The following is a 16362-nucleotide window of genomic DNA, read 5'->3' on the forward strand; positions in this document are numbered from 1 at the left end:
GCATTTTGTCTAAATTTCCCACTTATGTGGGTCAGACAAGTAATGGGAAGCGCGCGACGCGTCGGCGGCGTGGCCATGGCCACGGCCGGACTCGCGGCAGGAGCGCTCGGCGCCGCCGCCGTGCCCGCCGCGGCGGATGTGGTCGAGCCCTTCGCCAAGCGTTACGACGAATCGCTGTACGGCGACTTCAAGACCATCGGCAACACGGTCATGGGCTGCCCGACGACGCCCGCGGACATGGCGGCGCGCTGCGCCACCGCCGCGGACGGCCAGGGCCGCGACAACAACAACACCTTCGTCATGCAGCGGATCAACACCGCGGGCATGGACCCCGACCACGGGTCGAGCACCGGCCGGGTCGCGATCCCGCCCGGCGCGAAGGTCGCGTACGCGCGCCTCTTCTTCGGCGGCAACGACGGCACGTACAAGGGCCCGAGCGGGGCCCAGCTCAAGCGCTGCGACATCTCCGGCGCCGACGTACGGCCCTCCCCCGGCGACCCGCTGGACGCGGTGCCCGCGGTCAGCGTGGCCGGCAACACCCCCGCGAAGGTCACCCCGGCCGACCTGGTCAAGGACCCGGCGTCGACCAACGGCCCGCACTACTACACCGGAGAGGCCGACGTCACCGACCTCTTCGACGGCGTGACCGGCAGCGGAAGCCCCGTCCCCGTCGCGGTCGGCGACATCTGGGCGCCCACCGGCAAGGGCTGCGTCGCGGGCTGGTCCCTCACCGTCGTCTACAAGTACGACGCCCCCAACGACGACCACGCCCCCGACCGCCGCAACGTCTACGTGTACGGCGGCCACGTCCTCCAGCGCTCCACGTCGCCCGCCACCAGCGTCAAGGTCGACGGCTTCTACCGCACCGACGGCAAGCCGCGCGCCAGCGTCACCGCGTACGAAGGCGACTGGAACACCCCGGGCGACCGGTTCGCGGTCGGCGGCAAGAACATCACCGAGGCGCACACGGGCAACACCAACAACTTCTTCATCAGCGAGGACGACGGCGCCCTCGACCCGAGGATGGCCAACAACCTCTCCATCGACGCCAAGGAGTTCGACGTCACCGGCAGCGGGACCCGCGCGCCCGCGGCGGCAGAGCCGATCCCCGTCGGCGCGACCTCCACGACGCTGAGCTTCTCCACGAAGGGCGACACCTACGTCCCCTCCGCCTTCGCGCTCTCCGTCCCGGTCCCCGACCTGGAGGTGACGAAGACCGCGAGCCCCAAGAAGATCAAGCCGGGCGGCACCCTGACCTACACGGTCAAGGCGAAGAACATCAGCAAACTGAACTACCCGAACGCCAAGTTCAGCGACGACCTGACCGACAACCTCGACGACGCGACGTACAACAACGACGCGAAGGCGAGCACCGGCGACGTCTCGTACACGAAGCCGAAGATCAGCTACACCGGCGACATCCCGGCCGGGAAGACCGCGACGGTGACGTACTCGGTCAAGGTCCACGACCCCGTGAGCGGTGACGGCAAGCTGCTCAACGACGTCGACGTCGAGTCCCCGCGCTCCAACTGCGACGCGGGCAGCACCGACCCCAAGTGCGGGGCGGCGCCGGTCATCGAGCGCAAGCAGCCGATGGTGAAGGTCTCCAACGTGCCCGCACGGCGGACCGCGCCGGTGTGCAGCAACGTGAAGAACACCATCACCATCAAGAACCCCTCGGGCAGCACACGCACCGCGGCCACCGCGTCCTGGCAGGTGACGCCCGGCTCCAAGCCGGTCGCGAGCAGCGGCAAGGTCGCCAAGCAGGGCGGCAAGTACGTCTGGAAGGGCGATGTCCGCCCGCACGGCAAGGTGACCATCACCCAGCAGGTGAAGGTGTCCTGCACGGCCGGTGCGGTCCGGGTGATCACCGTGGCGGCGCCCGGCAGCAACTGCCCCAGGACCGACAGGGGCGGCGACGACCCCTGCACCTCGGCGATCCTCGCCCGCCGGGTGCAGGCACGGCCCGCGCCGCAGGAGCCGCAGAGCGGGCACGGGGCCGGGTCCGGGCCCGTGGGTCAGGCGGACGGCGCCGGTCAGCTGGCCGACACCGGCAGCGACTCGGACACGATGCTGTACGCGGGCCTCGCGATCGCCCTGTGCGCACTGGGCGCGCTCGCGGTGGCGGCGGCGAGAAGCAGACGGGACTAGTCAGGGAGCAGCAGACGGGACGACCGCCCGTCTGCTGAAGCTCCCCGATGTATACGGCCGGGCCCGCCACGGGTCCGGCCGTACGTTTGAGCGCATCCGGGAAGGGCTAGGTTCGGCACATGGTCTCCGAGCACGCCCCCGCCCAGATCCTCGTCGCGTCCAACCGCGGCCCCGTCACGTACGCCCTGGAGGAGAACGGGGAGCTGACGGCCAAGCGGGGCGGCGGCGGACTCGTCTCCGGGCTCAGCGCGATCGGCGACTCCGCGGGGGACTCCCTGTGGGTCTGCGCGGCCCTGGGGGACGGTGACCGGGAGGCCGTGCGGCGCGGGGTCGGTGAGCCGGGGGTGCGGATGCTCGACATCGACGCCCAGGTGCACGCGGACGCGTACAACGGGATCGCGAACTCGGTGCTGTGGTTCGTCCACCACATGCTCTACCAGACGCCGCTCGAACCGGCCTTCGGCCCGGAGTTCCGTGCCCAGTGGGCGTCGTACGAGACCTACAACCGGGCCTTCGCCGAAGCGCTCGCCCAGAGCGCGGCGGACGGCGCGGTGGTCCTGGTCCAGGACTACCACCTGGCCCTCGTGCCGGGGATGCTGCGCGAACTCCGCCCCGACCTGCGCATCGGCCACTTCTCGCACACGCCGTGGGCGCCGGTGGACTACTTCCGGATGCTGCCGGACGACATCGCCGAGCAGCTCCTGCGGGGCATCCTGGGGGCCGACCGGGCGGCGTTTTTGACGGGGCGGTGGGCGGACGCGTTCACGGAGTGCTGCGTGGCGGTCGTCGGCGGTACGTCGGGGACGCGGATCGGGGTGCACGGGCTGGGGGCGGACGCGGACTTCCTGCGGGAGCGGTCGCGCCGGGAGGACGTCGAGGAGCGGCTCGCGGCGCTGCGGGAGCAGGTCGGGGCCGGCCGTCAGGTGATCGTGCGGGTGGACCGGACGGAACTGTCGAAGAACATCGTGCGGGGGCTGCTGGCGTACCGGGAGTTGCTGGCCTCCCGCCCCGAGTGGCGGGAGCGGGTCGTGCATGTCGCGTTCGCGTATCCGTCGCGGCAGGATCTCGCGGTGTACCGCGACTACACGGCGTCCGTGCAGGCGCTCGCCGACGAGATCAACTCCGAGTACGGGGTGGAGGGCTGGACCCCGGTCGTCCTGCACGTGAAGGACGACTTCGCGCGGTCGCTGGCGGCGTACCGCTTGGCGGACGTGGCGCTGGTGAACCCCATCCGGGACGGGATGAACCTGGTGGCCAAGGAGGTGCCGGTCGTTTCTGATGAGGGGTGTGCGCTGGTGCTTTCGCGGGAGGCGGGGGCGTTCGAGGAGTTGGGCGAGGACGCGGTGGTCGTGAACCCGTACGACGTGACGGGCACGGCTGCGGCGCTGCACGAGGCGCTGACGATGCCGGTCGAGGAGCGAGCGGAACGAACCAAGCGGCTCGCGGCGGCGGCTACGGCGTTGCCCCCGGCCCAGTGGTTCCTGGACCAGCTGCGGGCACTGCAGGACTGATTCGTCCCCAACCCCGCCCCTTCCCGAAAACCCGCTGGGCGCGGGGGCCTTGGTGGACGTCATCACCGGCTCCGCCGAGTTCGTCCTCAAACGCCGGACAGGCTGAGAAAGCCGGTGGGACGGTGCTGTCGCCGACCCCGGGTGGAGGTGCCCGTGAAAACTCCGCGGCGACCTGCAACCTCCCCGGGGCCGGGACGTCTGTCGGGGTGAAGGCGCCTTCGCTCGATCCACCGACCCCGACCACGACCACGAATCGAGGAACCGCATGTCCCTGCGTCATGTCTCCATCCGCAAGGCCCTGGGCGCGGCGACGGCCATCGCGGCTCTCGCCCTGGGCGGCACGGTGGCACACGCCGCCACCACCGATCCCTCCCCGGCCCCGGCCAAGAGCGGACACGAGGCACCGTCCCCGGCCCCGGCTGCCCCGGGCAAGGGCGGACACGAGGCACCGTCCCCCGCCCCCGCCGCCCCGGACAAGAGCGGACACGAAGCACCGTCCCCCGCCCCCGCCGCCCCGGGCAAGGCCGGACACGAGGCGCCGTCCCCCGCGCCGGTTGCGAAGTGATGCCGCAGCGTCGGCAGTAGCCGCAAGCCGTAGGAGGGCCGCCGGGCCGATCACCCGGCGGTCCGCACGCCCCGCGTCCAGGAGAGCCATGAGGACAGCGACGTACCCGGTCGTCCCCGCCTTCCCCGCCACCAGCGCGCTGCGCCGTGGCTGGGAGCGCCTGCTGTCCGGGCTCCTGACTCGTACGGGGCAACCGCCGCCCGGGATCCGGCAGCCGGTCCCCGTGCCGACCGTGCCCCTCTCCACGCTGGGCGAGCCCGGCCCCGGGATCGACGACCTCTACCAGTACCGCCGCCTGGACCTCGTCCGTCTCGCGCTGTTCCTCGTCGACGATCTGCCGACCGCCGAGGACGTCGTACAGGACGCCTTCGCGGCGGTTTTCCGCAGGCACGGCGCCCGTCTGGAAGGCGTGGACGACCCGGAGGCGTACCTGCGGACGAGCGTGGTGAACCGCTCCCGTTCCGTGTTGCGCCGCCGCAGAACGGCCCGCGCGCACACACCCGAACGCGAGGGCCACGTCCCGCCCGTCGACGAGCACGTCCTGCTGCGCGAGGAACACCGCGAGGTGCTCGAAGCGCTCAGGCGGCTCACCCGGCGCCAGCGCGAGGTGCTCGTGCTGCGCTACTGGTCCCACCTCACCGAGGCCCAGATCGCCGCCACCCTCGGTCTCTCGCGCGGCGCGGTCAAGTCCACCGCCAGCCGGGCGCTGGACGCACTCAGCAGACAGTTGGGAGGCTCCCGATGACCCCGAAGGACGGGCACGGTCCCGGCCCTGGGCAGGAACTGCTCGAAGACCGGCTGCGCGACGCGCTGGACGCACGGGCGCGCACGGTCGGCCCTGACTCCCTGCGGCGCGCCACCCCGCCGTCCGAGCAGGTGGGCAGGCGTTTTCCCGTCCGTGCGACCGCGCTGAGCCTGCTCGCGCTCGCGGCGGCCCTGGCCTGCGTCCTGCTGGCCCTTGGCTGGGTCGAACGGCAGGGCGGCGAAGCCCCCGTCGAACCCGCGCACCCGCACGAGAGGACCACCCGGCCGTCGTCCCAGGCGCCGTCGCCACCACCGTCGCCGGCGCCGTCGGGCGCGACACCACCCTCACCCGTGCCCGACCCACCCGTGCCCGGCTGACCGCCAGTTCGTCAGTTCGTCAGTCCAGCCGCGCGGCGATCCTCGAAAGCAGCTCCACCACGCCCTGCGGTCCGTCCACCACCACGTCGGCCCGCTCGGCCAGTTCCGCGACCTCCGCGCTGCCGCTGCACACCAGCAACCCCCGCACCTGGTCCGAACGGAGCTTCTCCACCGCCGCGAAGGCGGGCAGGTCGCCCAAGTCGTCGCCCGCGTACAGGACGGTCTCCGCGCCGACCTCGCGTACGTAGTCGGCGAGGGCCACGCCCTTGTCCATGCCGGGGGGACGCAACTCCAGTACCAGGCGGCCCGGTTCGACGATCAGGCCGTGGCGGGACGCCAGTTCGGCGAGGGGTTCGCGCAGCGCCTCGAAGGCTGCCTGCGGGTCGTGCGCGCGGCGGGTGTGGACCGCGACCGCGCGGCCCTTCTCCTCTATCCACGAGCCGCGCCAGGCGCCGATCGTGTCCAGGAAGCCGGGCAGTTCGGCGCGCACGGACGCCACGCCGGGGTGCGGTTCCGCCGCGTGCACGGTCGAGGAGACGGCGTCCCAGCGCTCGGCTCCGTAGTGCCCGAGGACGACGAGGTGTTCGAGGCCGGGGACGCCCGCGAGGCCGCCGTAGCGCACCGCCACGCCCGCGGGGCGGCCGGTGACGACGGCGACGGACAGCACCTTCGGCGCGAGCGCGGCGAGCGCGGGGACGGCGCCGGGGTGGGCGCGGGCCTGCTCGGGGTCGGGCACGATCGGGGCGAGCGTGCCGTCGAAGTCGAGCGCGATCACGGCCTTGCCGGGCCGCGCGAGGAGCGCGGCGAGGCCCTCGCGACCGGCGGGCGTCACGGGCTCGGGCAGCTCGGGAGAGTACTCAAGGTCACCCATGGGCCTGACCCTACGCTCAACGCTCCCCGCGCCGGGACTCCCTAACCCGCCGAAGCCGGTTGACGGTCACCGGATCGTGCGCGAGGGCGCGGGGGTCGTCGAGCAGGGCGTTCAGGAGCTGGTAGTAGCGGACCGGCACCAGACCGAGCTGCTCGCGCACGGCCCGCTCCTTGGCCCCGGGTCCCGTCGGCCAGTCGCGGCGCTCCAGGGCGAGGATCGCGCGGTCGCGCTCGGAGAGGCCGGTCTCGTCCGTGGCATCGCTCATGCCGTCACGCTATTCCGAGTTCTCCTCGGTCGCCGCCTTGCTCTGGAGCTGACCGAGGATCGACGCCGGGTTGCCGTTCTCGTCGACGGTCTTGCCGATGTACTTCTTGACGTCTACGGAGACCTGCGCCCAGGACGTCTTGCCCACGGGGTACAGCTGCGAGGTGGGCAGCTCGTCCAGGAACTCGGCGAGCGCCTTGTCGTTCTTGTTGCCCGTCATCTCCTGGGCGGCGGAGGTCGTGACGGGGAGCAGGTCGTACTCGCGCGAGAAGTCCAGGACGTTCTTCGTGCTGTAGGCGAAGTCGAGGAACTTGCCGATCTCCTCGCGGTGGCCCTTCTCCTTGAAGGCCATCATCCAGTCGGCGACGCCCATGGTGGCCTGCGCGTGGCCGTTCACGCCGGGCATCGGCACCATGCCGTACTTCACGCCCTTCTTCGCGGCCATCTGCATCAGCGTGGGGTGGCCGTTGAGCATGCCCACGTCGCCGCGGGTGAAGGCGGCGAAGGCCTGGGCGCGGTCGAGCTTGGCGGGGGGCGTGGGGCCCGTCAGGCCCTTGCCCACGAGCTCGTCCTTCAGCCAGGTGAAGGTCTTCACGTTCTGGGTGGAGTCGATGTCGTACGTGCCGACGTTGTCGGTGTAGCCGCCGCCACCGCTGAGCAGCCACTGCATCGTCTCGGCCTGCGCCTCTTCCTTGCCGAGCGGCAGGGCGTAGGGGATCTTCACGCCGCGTGCCTTGAGCACCTTGGCCGCGGCGGCCAGGTCGTTCCAGCTCTGCGGCGGGTCGAGATCGGCGTCCTTGAAGATCTTCTCGTTGTAGAAGAGCAGGCGCGTGGAGGAGGCGAACGGCATGCCGTACTGGACGCGCTTGACCTCGCCCGCCTCGGAGAGGGGAGCCATGAAGTCGGCCTGGGTGGAGATGGAGACCAGGTCCTCGGTGCGGTAGAGCTTGTCCGCCGCCGCGTAGTCGGCGTACGCGCCGATCTGGGCCAGGTCGGGGGCGTCGCCCGCCTTGACCATCTCCTTGACCTTGCGGTCCACGTCGGTCCAGGAGTAGACGCTGACGTCGACCTTGATGCCGGGGTTCTTGGCCTCGAACTTCTTGGCCAGCTCGTCCCAGTACTTCTGGGAGCTGTTGGCCTTGGAGTCGCCGTAGTCGGCGGCCACCAGCTTCAGGGTGACGTCTCCGGAGTCGCCGGGACCACCGCAGCCGGCGAGCACCGCCGCCATGCCCAGTGCGGCTATCGCCGCGGTCAGTCCTGTCGCACGCCGCTGCACAGCTGTTCCCACCCTCGATGATCTACGTGAACTGCGATTTTCCCTCGCGTATGGACACGAGGTCTACACCACCTCAGTATCGCTTGTGCAACGGCGTACCAATGACGTACCACCGGCAAGGAGCCTTGACGCATGTCGCGTACCGCAGCAGAGATAGCAACTCAGCCCGCCTGCTGGCACCGGGCGGCCGAGGCCGCTCTCACCTTCGACGGACTGCCGAAGCCGGGTGAGCGGGTGGCCGTCACCGGATGCGGGACGTCGTGGTTCATGGCCATCGCGTACGCGGCGCTGCGTGAGGCCGCCGGGCAGGGCGAGACGGATGCGTTCGCGTCGTCGGAGTTCCCCGCGGGGCGGACGTACGACCGGGTGGTCGCGATCACCCGGTCCGGTACGACCACGGAGGTCCTCGAACTGCTCGGCGAGCTGAAGGGCGTGGTGCCGACCACGGCCCTTACCGCCGATCCCAAGACGCCGATCATGGACGCGGCCGACTCGGTGGCGGTCCTGGACTGGGCGGACGAGGAGTCGGTCGTCCAGACCCGCTTCGCCACGACCGCCCTGGCCTTCCTGCGGGCGGGGCTCGGTGACATCCCCGGCGTGAAGTCGGTCGCCGACGCGGCGGTCGACGCGGAGCTCGCGGTGAGGGAGCCGCTGCCTTCGGCGGTGCTTGCCGCGGAGCAGTGGACGTTCCTTGGCCGTGGCTGGACGTACGGTCTCGCTCTCGAAGCGGCGCTGAAGATGCGCGAGGCGGCGGGGGCGTGGACGGAGTCGTACCCGGCGATGGAGTACCGCCACGGGCCGATCTCCATCACCGGCCCCGGCCGGGTGGCGTGGATGTTCGGCGTGCTTCCCGAGGGGCTCGCGGGGGATGTGGCCCGGGTGGGCGGTGAGCTGGTCGCCCGCGAGGAGCTCGACCCCCTCGCGGACCTGGTCCGCGCGCAGCGCCTGGCGGTGGCCCTGGCCGAGTCCCGAGGCTTCGACCCGGACAACCCCCGGAACCTGACCCGAAGCGTCATCCTGGGCTGACCCCTCAGGGCAGGGCATCGCCCGCTCTCTGCCCCGGGGGCGTGCGATGCCCTGCTCTGCACCACCCATCGGCGGTGGGTGGGCGGCGCCCTGAACCGCCGCTTCGCGGCGGATGTTTCCCGCCCACCCACCCGATCACCCCGCAGCACCCCCACCCGAACAGACAGCCCGCCCGATTCACCCCACAGCACCCCGACCCGAACGGACGACCCACCCTCACCCCCCAGCGCCCCCGCCCCCGCCCGAACAGACGGCCCCACCCACCCGACTACACCGCGGGGTACCGGGTGGGTGGGTGGGGAAGATCCGCCGCGAAGCGGCGGGCTCATGTGGTCGAACCGGACCGGGTGAGAAGCACGGCCAGAACCGAGACCGCGCCCCGCCCAAGGCCCAGCCGGAGCCAACCACTCCCCCGCCCCCGCGCACCGCAAAGGGGCACCCCACCCCGAAAGGGGGCCTTTCCCCGGGGGCAAACACCCGAAGTGGACTAGACCTCTCGCGGGCAACGCGCGAGACTGTCCCCCGTGAGACACGTCATCGCCCTCGATGTGGGCGGCACCGGAATGAAGGCCGCCCTGGTCGGGGCGGACGGCACGCTCCTCTATGAGGCGCGCCGGGCCACCGGCCGGGAACGCGGGGCCGACGCCGTGGTCGAGTCCATCCTCGACTTCGCCGCCGACCTCCGCGCCCACGGCATCAAGGAGTTCGGGGAACCCGCCGCCGCCGCAGGCGTCGCGATCCCCGGGATCGTCGACACCGAGCGGGGCATCGCGGTCTACGCCTCGAACCTCGGCTGGCGCGACGTCCCCATGCGGGAGCTGCTCAGCCGCAGGCTGGAAGGCGTACCCGTGGCCCTGGGCCACGACGTCCGCACCGGCGGCCTCGCCGAGGGACGCATCGGCGCGGGCAAGGGCGCGGACCGGTTCCTCTTCGTGCCGCTCGGCACGGGCATCGCCGGGGCCATCGGCATCGGCGGCGGCATCGAGCCGGGCGCCCACGGCTCCGCGGGCGAGATCGGCCACATCATCGTGCGCCCCGGCGGCCCGCCCTGCGGCTGCGGCCAGCGCGGCTGCCTGGAGCGCCTCGCCTCCGCCTCCGCGGTCAGCGAGGCCTGGGCGGCGGCCAGCGGCGACCCCGAGGCGGACGCCGCGGACTGCGCGAAGGCCGTGGAGTCGGGCGACCCGCGGGCCCGCGAGGTCTGGCAGAACGCCGTCGACGCGCTCGCCGACGGCCTCATCACCGCCCTCACCCTCCTGGACCCGCACACCCTGATCATCGGTGGCGGTCTCGCCGAGGCGGGGGAAACCTTGTTCACACCCCTGCGGGCGGCCATGACGGAACGCATCGTCACGTTCCAGACCCAGCCCCTCATCGTCCCCGCCGCCCTGGGGGACACCGCCGGGTGCCTGGGCGCGGGCCTGCTCGCCTGGGATCTGCTCGAAGGAACCGACCCCGCCCCCGACCCCACCCAATCCACGGAGGTAACCGCCTGATGGCCACTAGCAAGGTCCTCGCCGGTGCTCAGGTGGTCCTGCCCACCGGGACCCTTTCCAACGGCCGTGTGATCGTCGACGGTACGCGCATCTCCGGGAGCGCTCCCGCGGACGCCGAGACCGTTCAGCTCGACCCCGGCCACTGGGTGGTCCCCGGCTTCGTCGACATCCACAACCACGGCGGCGGCGGTGCCTCCTTCACCTCCGGCACGGTCGACGACGTACTCAAGGGCGTCCACACGCACCGCCTGCACGGCACCACGACCGTCGTCGCCTCCACCGTCACCGGCGAGATGGACTTCCTCGCCCAGCGGGCCGGGATGCTCAGCGAGCTGGCCGAGCAGGGCGACATCGCGGGCATCCACTTCGAGGGCCCGTTCATCTCGCCGTGCCGCAAGGGCGCGCACAGCGAGGCGCTCCTGCGCGACCCGGACCCCGCCGAGGTCCGCAAGCTGATCGACGCGGCCCGCGGCCGGGCGAAGATGCTCACGCTCGCCACCGAGCTGCCGGGCGGCATCGACTCCGTACGCCTGCTGGCCGAGCACGGCGTGATCGCGGCCATCGGGCACACGGACGCGACGTACGAGCAGACGCAGGAGGCCATCGACGCGGGCGCCACCGTCGCCACGCACCTCTACAACGCGATGCCCACCCTGGGGCACCGCGCGCCGGGCCCGATCGCCGCGCTCCTGGAGGACGAGCGGATCACGGTCGAGCTGATCAACGACGGCACGCATCTGCACCCCGCCTCGTTCGAGCTGGCCTTCCACCACGCGGGCGCGGCCCGCACCGCGCTCATCACGGACGCGATGGACGCGGCGGGCTTCGGCGACGGCCGGTACATGCTCGGCCCGCTGGAGGTCGACGTGACGGACAGCGTCGCGCGGCTCGTCGAGGGCGGTTCGATCGCGGGTTCGACCCTCACCCTGGACCGCGCGTTCAAGCGCTCGGTGACCGTCGACGGCCTCCCGGTCGAGGACGTCGTGCGGGCGATCTCCGCCAACCCGGCCAGGCTCCTGGGGATGTACGACACCGTCGGCTCGCTGGAGCCCGGCAAGGACGCCGACCTGGTGGTCCTGGACGCCGGGTTCGACCTGGTGGGCGTCATGCGCAAGGGTGAATGGGTGGTTGCCCCCCATTAGCCGCGACTCGGGTGATTTCGCCATCCGTTGAAGTGGCAACGAAGTGAACGCGGTTGGCCCCGACCTCTGGGCCAACCGCCTTCTCTTTGGCATGATCAGCCCCGAAAGAGACCGACAGCAAGCGCATTCTCCAGCGATCTCGGGGGTGAGTGGCACGTGATCCTCACGGTGACGCTGAACGCCGCCCTGGACATCACCTACCGCGTCCCCGCCCTCACCCCGCACGCCTCGCACCGCGTCACCGAGGTCACCGAACGCCCCGGCGGCAAGGGCCTGAACGTCGCCCGCGTCCTCGCGGCCCTGGGCCACGACGTGACGGTGACCGGCTTCGCGGGCGGCGACACGGGCCGCGTCCTGCACGACCACCTCACCCGCGAGCCCCGCGTCACGGACGCGCTCGTGCCGGTGGCGGGCGCCACCCGCCGCACGCTCGCCATCGTCGACGCGGCGACCGGCGACACCACACAGCTGAACGAACCGGGCCCCGCCGTCTCACCCGCGGAGTGGTCCGCCTTCCAGGAGTCGTACGAGGAACTGCTGCGCGCCGGCGCCGCGGCGGTCGCCCTCTGCGGAAGCCTGCCGCCGGGCGTCCCGGTGGGCGCGTACGCGACGCTGGTCCGCGCGGCGCGCGCCGCCAAGGTCCCCGTACTCCTGGACACCAGCGGCGAGGCGCTGCGCCGCGGCGTCGCCGCCCGCCCCGACATCGTCAAGCCGAACGCCGACGAGCTGGCCGAGCTGACCGGCGCCCACGAGCCCGCCCAGGCGGCCCGTGACGCCCGCCGCAGGGGCGCGCACGCCGTGGTGGCGTCCCTGGGCGCCGAGGGCCTGCGCGCGGTCACTCCTGAGGGCACCTGGCAGGCCGCCCCGCCGGTCCGCGTCCACGGCAATCCGACGGGCGCCGGCGACTCGGCGGTCGCGGGCCTGCTCTCCGGCCTGGTGGAGGAACTCCCCTGGCCGCAGCGCCTGGCACGGGCCGTGGCGCTGTCCGCGGCGACCGTGGCGGCCCCGGTCGCGGGCGAGTTCGTGCCATCGACGTACGAAGACCTGCTCGCGCGGGTCGCGGTGACCCGGGAGGCCGCCGCGGCGTAACGACGCGCCACATCGCGCGAGCGACGCACAACGGGCCCTTCCGGCCCAGGAATTGGGGACATTCATCGTGCCACTCGTATCCACCGGCGACCTGGTAGCCGACGCGCGCGCCACCGGACGCGGGGTCGCCGCGTTCAACGTGATCACCCTGGAGCACGCGGAGGCGATCGCCGCGGGCGCGGAGCAGGCGGGCTCCCCCGCGATCCTCCAGGTCTCCGAGAACGCCGTGAAGTTCCACGGCGGCAACCTCTCCGCCATCGCGGCGGCAGCGGCGGCGGTGGCGCGCACCTCGTCCGCCCCGCTCTCCCTGCACCTGGACCACGTCATGGACGTGGACCTCATGCGGGCCGCGCACCCCGAGGGCTTCAGCTCGGTGATGTTCGACGCGTCGAAGATGACGTACGACGAGAACGTCAAGGCGACCGCGGACGCGGTGCGTTGGGGCCACGAACGCGGCATCTGGATCGAGGCGGAGCTCGGCAAGGTGGGCGGCAAGGAGGGCGAGGCCCCCCTGGACGCGCACGCCCCGGGAGTCCGCACGGACCCGTCCGAGGCGGCGTCCTACGTGGCCGACACGGGCGTGGACGCCCTGGCGGTGGCGGTCGGCTCGTCCCACGCGATGACGTCCCGCACGGCCTCGCTGGACCACGAGTTGATAGCGGCGCTCACGGCGGCCGTCCCCGTACCGCTGGTGCTGCACGGCTCAAGTGGCGTGCCGGACGCGGAGATCCGGGCCGCGGTCGCCTCCGGCATGGTGAAGATCAACGTCGGCACGGCCCTCAACACGGCGTTCACCGGCGAGGTGCGCGCGTACCTCGCCGCCCACGAGACGGGCGTGGACCCCCGGAAATACCTCGCCCCGGCTCGCGAGGCGATGGCCGGGACGGTGGCGGGGTTCCTGGGGCTGCTGAAGTAGTTCCTGGAGCAGCCCCAGGCGGGCGCGGGCGGCTCAGCCCTTGTCGCCCTCCACGAGCCACATCTGGTCGATGTTCGCCCCGGTCGTCCCGCACAGGTCGCTCTGGGCGCAGGTGAGCGTGACCGAGTTGGTGCCCTTGGTGAGCTGGACCACCGCCCAGGTGTTGGTCCAGCCCTTCTCCCAGTCGCCTTCCTCCGCGTGGGCGAAGTTCTTCAGGTTCAGGGGACGGGTCTGCTTCTTGCCGTTGACGAGGATCGTGGCGTTGGAGTCCTTGCCGGGGACTCCGTAGTTCACGTGGAGGCTGTACGAGCCGGACTTGGGGATGCCGTTGACGGTCCACGTCACCTGGGCACCGACCTTGTCGAACCCGGCCACGTAGACACCGCCCTCGGACTCGGCGCCGTCGAAGTCCGAAGCCGTCGTCGTGCCGCCCTCCAGCTTCAGGGCCTTGGCGTCCGTCTTCGGGAGCTTGGCGGGCTTCTCCGGCTTCTTCGTCGGCTTGTCGCTGGGCTTGACCGTCTCGCCCTGCGTCGAGCCGCCGCCCGCTTCCTTCTTGTCGCCCTCGTCACCGTCGCCGGTCATCATCGCGGCGGCGATCCCGATGGCGACGACCGCGACGACCGCGATCGCCGCGATCAGCAGGCCCTTGGTGTTGGGGCCACTGCCGCGACCGCCGGAGCCGCGGGACGCCGGGGTGTACTGCGGTGCCGTGGGGGCTCCGCCGGGCTGCGTCTCCGGGGCGGCGTAGTGCGCGTTCGGCTGGCCGTAGGGCTGCTGCTGCGGGGGCACCTGCTGGCCGTACGCGGGGGCGCCGTAGGTGTTGGGCCGGCGGTCGCCGACCGCGCGCACCTGGTTGTACGAGGACCGGGTACCCGGGTATCCGTAGCCGCCACCGCCGCTGGGCGGAGTGGCGCCGGCCGCCTGTCCGTCTTCGTACAGATAGCCGAACACATCGTCGTCGCCCTCTGGCGCGTTCGGCGTGTCTTCGCCGTTATTGCCGGGCGTCATTCCCAGGTCACTCCCTCATGTCGCTGACCGGGGGAGCCTACCCGCTCCGGGTGAGGTCAAGGGGTGGCGTTGACCTCATCCGTACCGTCAGCCCGCCCGCCTGTGCTGCTTGGCACGGGACCGCTTCTCCACGTACATCCGCTGGTCAGCGGAGTGCAACACCTCGTCTGCCGACATCCCGCAGTGCGCCCACCCGATGCCGAAACTGGCCCCCACGCGGACCGCCCGGCCGTCCACCCGGATCGGCGGGATGATCGCGTTCCGCAGCCGCACCGCGAGGTCCTGCGCGTCGGCGCGGCCGAGGCCGTCCGCCAGGACGACGAACTCGTCGCCGCCGAGCCTGGCGACCGTGTCCCCGTCGCGGACACCGCAGGTCAGCCGCCTCGCCACTTCGATGAGAACCGCGTCACCCGTGTGGTGCCCGAAGCGGTCGTTGATCGACTTGAAGCCGTCGAGGTCGCAGAAGAGCACGGCCAGGCCCTTGGTGCCGTCGTCCGTGTCCCCGTCCCCCTCGGGCGGCGCGACGGTGTGCACGTGGTGGTCGAAGCCGTCGGCGCCCTGCTGGAGGGCGTGCGCGTTGTTCGAGCCGTAGTCGAAGCTGTGCTGTCCGTCCGCGTCGTACACGCCGTCGTACGCCGCATCCAGCGAGTCCACCGCGCTCGGCTGACCCGCGTGCGGCCGACGACAGAGCCGGGCGCTGAGGCGGGAGCGCAGCTCGGCGGAGTTCGGCAGGCCGGTGAGGGAGTCGTGCGACGCGCGGTGGGCGAGCTGCAGCTCGCGGCGCTTGCGCTCCTCTATGTCCTCGACGTGGGTGAGCAGGAAGCGCGGGCCGTCGGCGGCGTCCGCGACGACGGAGTTGCGCAGGGAGACCCAGACGTACGTCCCGTCGCGGCGCGCCAGGCGCAGCTCGGCCCGGCCGCCCTCGGCGGAGGTCCGCAGGAGCGTGCCGATGTCCTCGGGGTGGACCAGGTCGGAGAAGGAGTAGCGGCGCATCGCGGACGCGGGGCGGCCGAGCAGGCGGCACAGCGCGTCGTTCGTGCGCAGGATCCGCCCGTGCTGGTCGCCGCCCATCTCGGCGATGGCCATGCCCGAAGGCGCGTACTCGAAGGCCTGCCGGAAGGATTCCTCACTGGCCCGCAGCGCCTGCTGCTCGCGCTCCAGGCGGACCAGGGCGCGCTGCATGTTGGCGCGAAGGCGTGCGTTGCTGATCGCGATCGCGGCCTGGAACGCGTACATCTGGAGGGCCTCGCGGCCCCAGGCGCCGGGCCTGCGTCCGTTGCGCGGGCGGTCAACGGAGATCACGCCGAGCAGTTCGCCGCCGGCCGCGCCCGTCGCGTACATCGGGGCGAAGAGGCGGTCGGCGGGGTGCCACTCGTCCTCGAAGCGGGGCTCGGGGCCGTCCGTGTACCACTGCGGGACGTCGTCCTCGTCGAGGACCCAGCCCTCGGTGTACGAGATGAACCTCAGGGCGCCCCAGGCCTCGCCCATGGAGAGCCGCTTCTCCCAGGCGTCACGCGAGCCGACCCGGCCGGTGATGAGGGCCTCGGCGGCGGTGTTGCCCGCGAAGGCGGCGACGACGAGGTCGCCGTCGGGGCGCACGAGATTGACGCACGCCAGTTCATAGCCAAGGCCGTTGACCACGCCGTCGGCGACGGTCTGCAGCGTGTCCGCCAGGCTCCGGGCCGTGTTGAGATCCGCCACCACCTGATGCAGCTGCCGCAGGGTCGCAAGACGGACGTACGGCTCCGACTCGGTCTCCATTGCTCGCTCTCCCCGAGACCTCGACAGCAACTCCAGGATTCGCAGCGCCCTTACTGTTCCCTCAGTACTGAGTAGTACCTGAGTTCCCTCAGTGTCTGATTGCCACCGTCACTGAATCACAGCGAGCAGCTCACCCGGTACACAGGGTCAACAAAATATGGGTCCTG

At 71.9% G+C, this 16362-nt stretch carries 15 protein-coding genes; 10 read left to right on the forward strand and 5 right to left on the reverse strand.

Going from position 1 to position 16362, the window contains the following annotated elements:
- Positions 1-42: 42 nt before the first annotated feature.
- The 5 genes from ACFUPX_RS16050 to ACFUPX_RS16070 all read left to right on the forward strand — a co-directional run bounded on the left by ACFUPX_RS16050 (position 43) and on the right by ACFUPX_RS16070 (position 5349).
- Positions 43-2151, forward strand: a complete 2109-nt coding sequence (locus ACFUPX_RS16050) for a hypothetical protein (protein ID WP_383321676.1) — start codon at positions 43-45, stop codon at positions 2149-2151.
- A gap of 119 nt (positions 2152-2270) precedes the next feature.
- The gene (locus tag ACFUPX_RS16055; RefSeq protein ID WP_383321679.1) at positions 2271-3662 is read left to right on the forward strand and encodes a trehalose-6-phosphate synthase; all 1392 of its coding nucleotides are present in this window, start codon (positions 2271-2273) and stop codon (positions 3660-3662) included.
- Between the two features lie 265 nt (positions 3663-3927).
- Positions 3928-4227, forward strand: coding sequence for a hypothetical protein (locus tag ACFUPX_RS16060; protein ID WP_383321681.1), 300 nt, complete (start codon positions 3928-3930; stop codon positions 4225-4227).
- Positions 4228-4315: 88 nt separating this feature from the next.
- Complete coding sequence (locus tag ACFUPX_RS16065) at positions 4316-4972, forward strand: sigma-70 family RNA polymerase sigma factor (RefSeq protein WP_383321684.1); 657 nt, start codon at positions 4316-4318, stop codon at positions 4970-4972.
- Positions 4969-5349, forward strand: coding sequence for a hypothetical protein (locus ACFUPX_RS16070; protein ID WP_383321687.1), 381 nt, complete (start codon positions 4969-4971; stop codon positions 5347-5349). Before ACFUPX_RS16065 ends, ACFUPX_RS16070 begins: the two co-directional genes overlap by 4 nt.
- A 19-nt stretch (positions 5350-5368) precedes the next feature.
- On the opposite strand, the gene otsB is transcribed toward ACFUPX_RS16070, so the two are convergent.
- The 3 genes from otsB to ACFUPX_RS16085 are packed head-to-tail and all read right to left on the reverse strand — an operon-like array spanning position 5369 to position 7712.
- The gene (gene otsB, locus ACFUPX_RS16075) at positions 5369-6220 is read right to left on the reverse strand and encodes a trehalose-phosphatase (RefSeq protein WP_383321690.1); all 852 of its coding nucleotides are present in this window, start codon (positions 6218-6220) and stop codon (positions 5369-5371) included.
- Positions 6221-6236: 16 nt separating this feature from the next.
- Positions 6237-6485 carry a DUF3263 domain-containing protein gene (locus ACFUPX_RS16080; RefSeq protein WP_383321693.1) on the reverse strand — a complete coding sequence of 83 codons (249 nt, stop codon included), beginning with the start codon at positions 6483-6485 and terminating at the stop codon, positions 6237-6239.
- 9 nt (positions 6486-6494) lie between these two features.
- Positions 6495-7712: an ABC transporter substrate-binding protein gene (locus ACFUPX_RS16085; RefSeq protein WP_383321793.1), complete on the reverse strand. Its 1218-nt coding sequence runs from the start codon at positions 7710-7712 to the stop codon at positions 6495-6497.
- A gap of 180 nt (positions 7713-7892) precedes the next feature.
- Between ACFUPX_RS16085 and ACFUPX_RS16090 the strand changes: the two genes are divergently transcribed.
- The 5 genes from ACFUPX_RS16090 (at position 7893) to ACFUPX_RS16110 (ending at position 13426) form a co-directional block, all read left to right on the forward strand.
- Positions 7893-8786, forward strand: a complete 894-nt coding sequence (locus ACFUPX_RS16090) for an SIS domain-containing protein (RefSeq protein ID WP_383321696.1) — start codon at positions 7893-7895, stop codon at positions 8784-8786.
- A gap of 524 nt (positions 8787-9310) precedes the next feature.
- Positions 9311-10279, forward strand: a complete 969-nt coding sequence (locus ACFUPX_RS16095; protein WP_383321699.1) for an ROK family protein — start codon at positions 9311-9313, stop codon at positions 10277-10279.
- Positions 10279-11421: an N-acetylglucosamine-6-phosphate deacetylase gene (gene nagA, locus ACFUPX_RS16100; protein WP_383321702.1), complete on the forward strand. Its 1143-nt coding sequence runs from the start codon at positions 10279-10281 to the stop codon at positions 11419-11421. Before ACFUPX_RS16095 ends, nagA begins: the two co-directional genes overlap by 1 nt.
- Positions 11422-11577: 156 nt before the next feature.
- The gene (locus ACFUPX_RS16105) at positions 11578-12510 is read left to right on the forward strand and encodes a 1-phosphofructokinase family hexose kinase (protein WP_383321705.1); all 933 of its coding nucleotides are present in this window, start codon (positions 11578-11580) and stop codon (positions 12508-12510) included.
- 67 nt (positions 12511-12577) lie between these two features.
- A complete protein-coding gene (locus tag ACFUPX_RS16110; protein ID WP_383321708.1) occupies positions 12578-13426 on the forward strand; it encodes a ketose-bisphosphate aldolase in 849 nt (282 codons plus the stop codon).
- Positions 13427-13459: 33 nt separating this feature from the next.
- On the opposite strand, the gene ACFUPX_RS16115 is transcribed toward ACFUPX_RS16110, so the two are convergent.
- Together ACFUPX_RS16115 and cdgB are read right to left on the reverse strand one after the other, a co-directional pair.
- Positions 13460-14434: a carbohydrate-binding protein gene (locus tag ACFUPX_RS16115; protein ID WP_383321710.1), complete on the reverse strand. Its 975-nt coding sequence runs from the start codon at positions 14432-14434 to the stop codon at positions 13460-13462.
- A gap of 87 nt (positions 14435-14521) precedes the next feature.
- Entirely contained in the window at positions 14522-16195 is a 1674-nt protein-coding gene (gene cdgB, locus ACFUPX_RS16120; RefSeq protein WP_383321713.1) for a diguanylate cyclase CdgB, read from the reverse strand.
- Positions 16196-16362 lie beyond the last annotated feature (167 nt).

The organism is Streptomyces sp. NPDC057302, assembly GCF_042667685.1.
Classification (GTDB): Bacteria; Actinomycetota; Actinomycetes; order Streptomycetales; family Streptomycetaceae; genus Streptomyces.

Coding starts and splice junctions, on each gene's coding strand:
- ACFUPX_RS16050 (WP_383321676.1), top strand. CDS start 43: ATGGGAAGCGCGCGACGCGTCGGCGGCGTGGCCATGGCCACGGCCGGA.
- ACFUPX_RS16055 (WP_383321679.1), top strand. CDS start 2,271: ATGGTCTCCGAGCACGCCCCCGCCCAGATCCTCGTCGCGTCCAACCGC.
- ACFUPX_RS16060 (WP_383321681.1), top strand. CDS start 3,928: ATGTCCCTGCGTCATGTCTCCATCCGCAAGGCCCTGGGCGCGGCGACG.
- ACFUPX_RS16065 (WP_383321684.1), top strand. CDS start 4,316: ATGAGGACAGCGACGTACCCGGTCGTCCCCGCCTTCCCCGCCACCAGC.
- ACFUPX_RS16070 (WP_383321687.1), top strand. CDS start 4,969: ATGACCCCGAAGGACGGGCACGGTCCCGGCCCTGGGCAGGAACTGCTC.
- otsB (WP_383321690.1), bottom strand. CDS start 6,220: ATGGGTGACCTTGAGTACTCTCCCGAGCTGCCCGAGCCCGTGACGCCC.
- ACFUPX_RS16080 (WP_383321693.1), bottom strand. CDS start 6,485: ATGAGCGATGCCACGGACGAGACCGGCCTCTCCGAGCGCGACCGCGCG.
- ACFUPX_RS16085 (WP_383321793.1), bottom strand. CDS start 7,712: ATGGCGGCGGTGCTCGCCGGCTGCGGTGGTCCCGGCGACTCCGGAGAC.
- ACFUPX_RS16090 (WP_383321696.1), top strand. CDS start 7,893: ATGTCGCGTACCGCAGCAGAGATAGCAACTCAGCCCGCCTGCTGGCAC.
- nagA (WP_383321702.1), top strand. CDS start 10,279: ATGGCCACTAGCAAGGTCCTCGCCGGTGCTCAGGTGGTCCTGCCCACC.
- ACFUPX_RS16115 (WP_383321710.1), bottom strand. CDS start 14,434: ATGACGCCCGGCAATAACGGCGAAGACACGCCGAACGCGCCAGAGGGC.
- cdgB (WP_383321713.1), bottom strand. CDS start 16,195: ATGGAGACCGAGTCGGAGCCGTACGTCCGTCTTGCGACCCTGCGGCAG.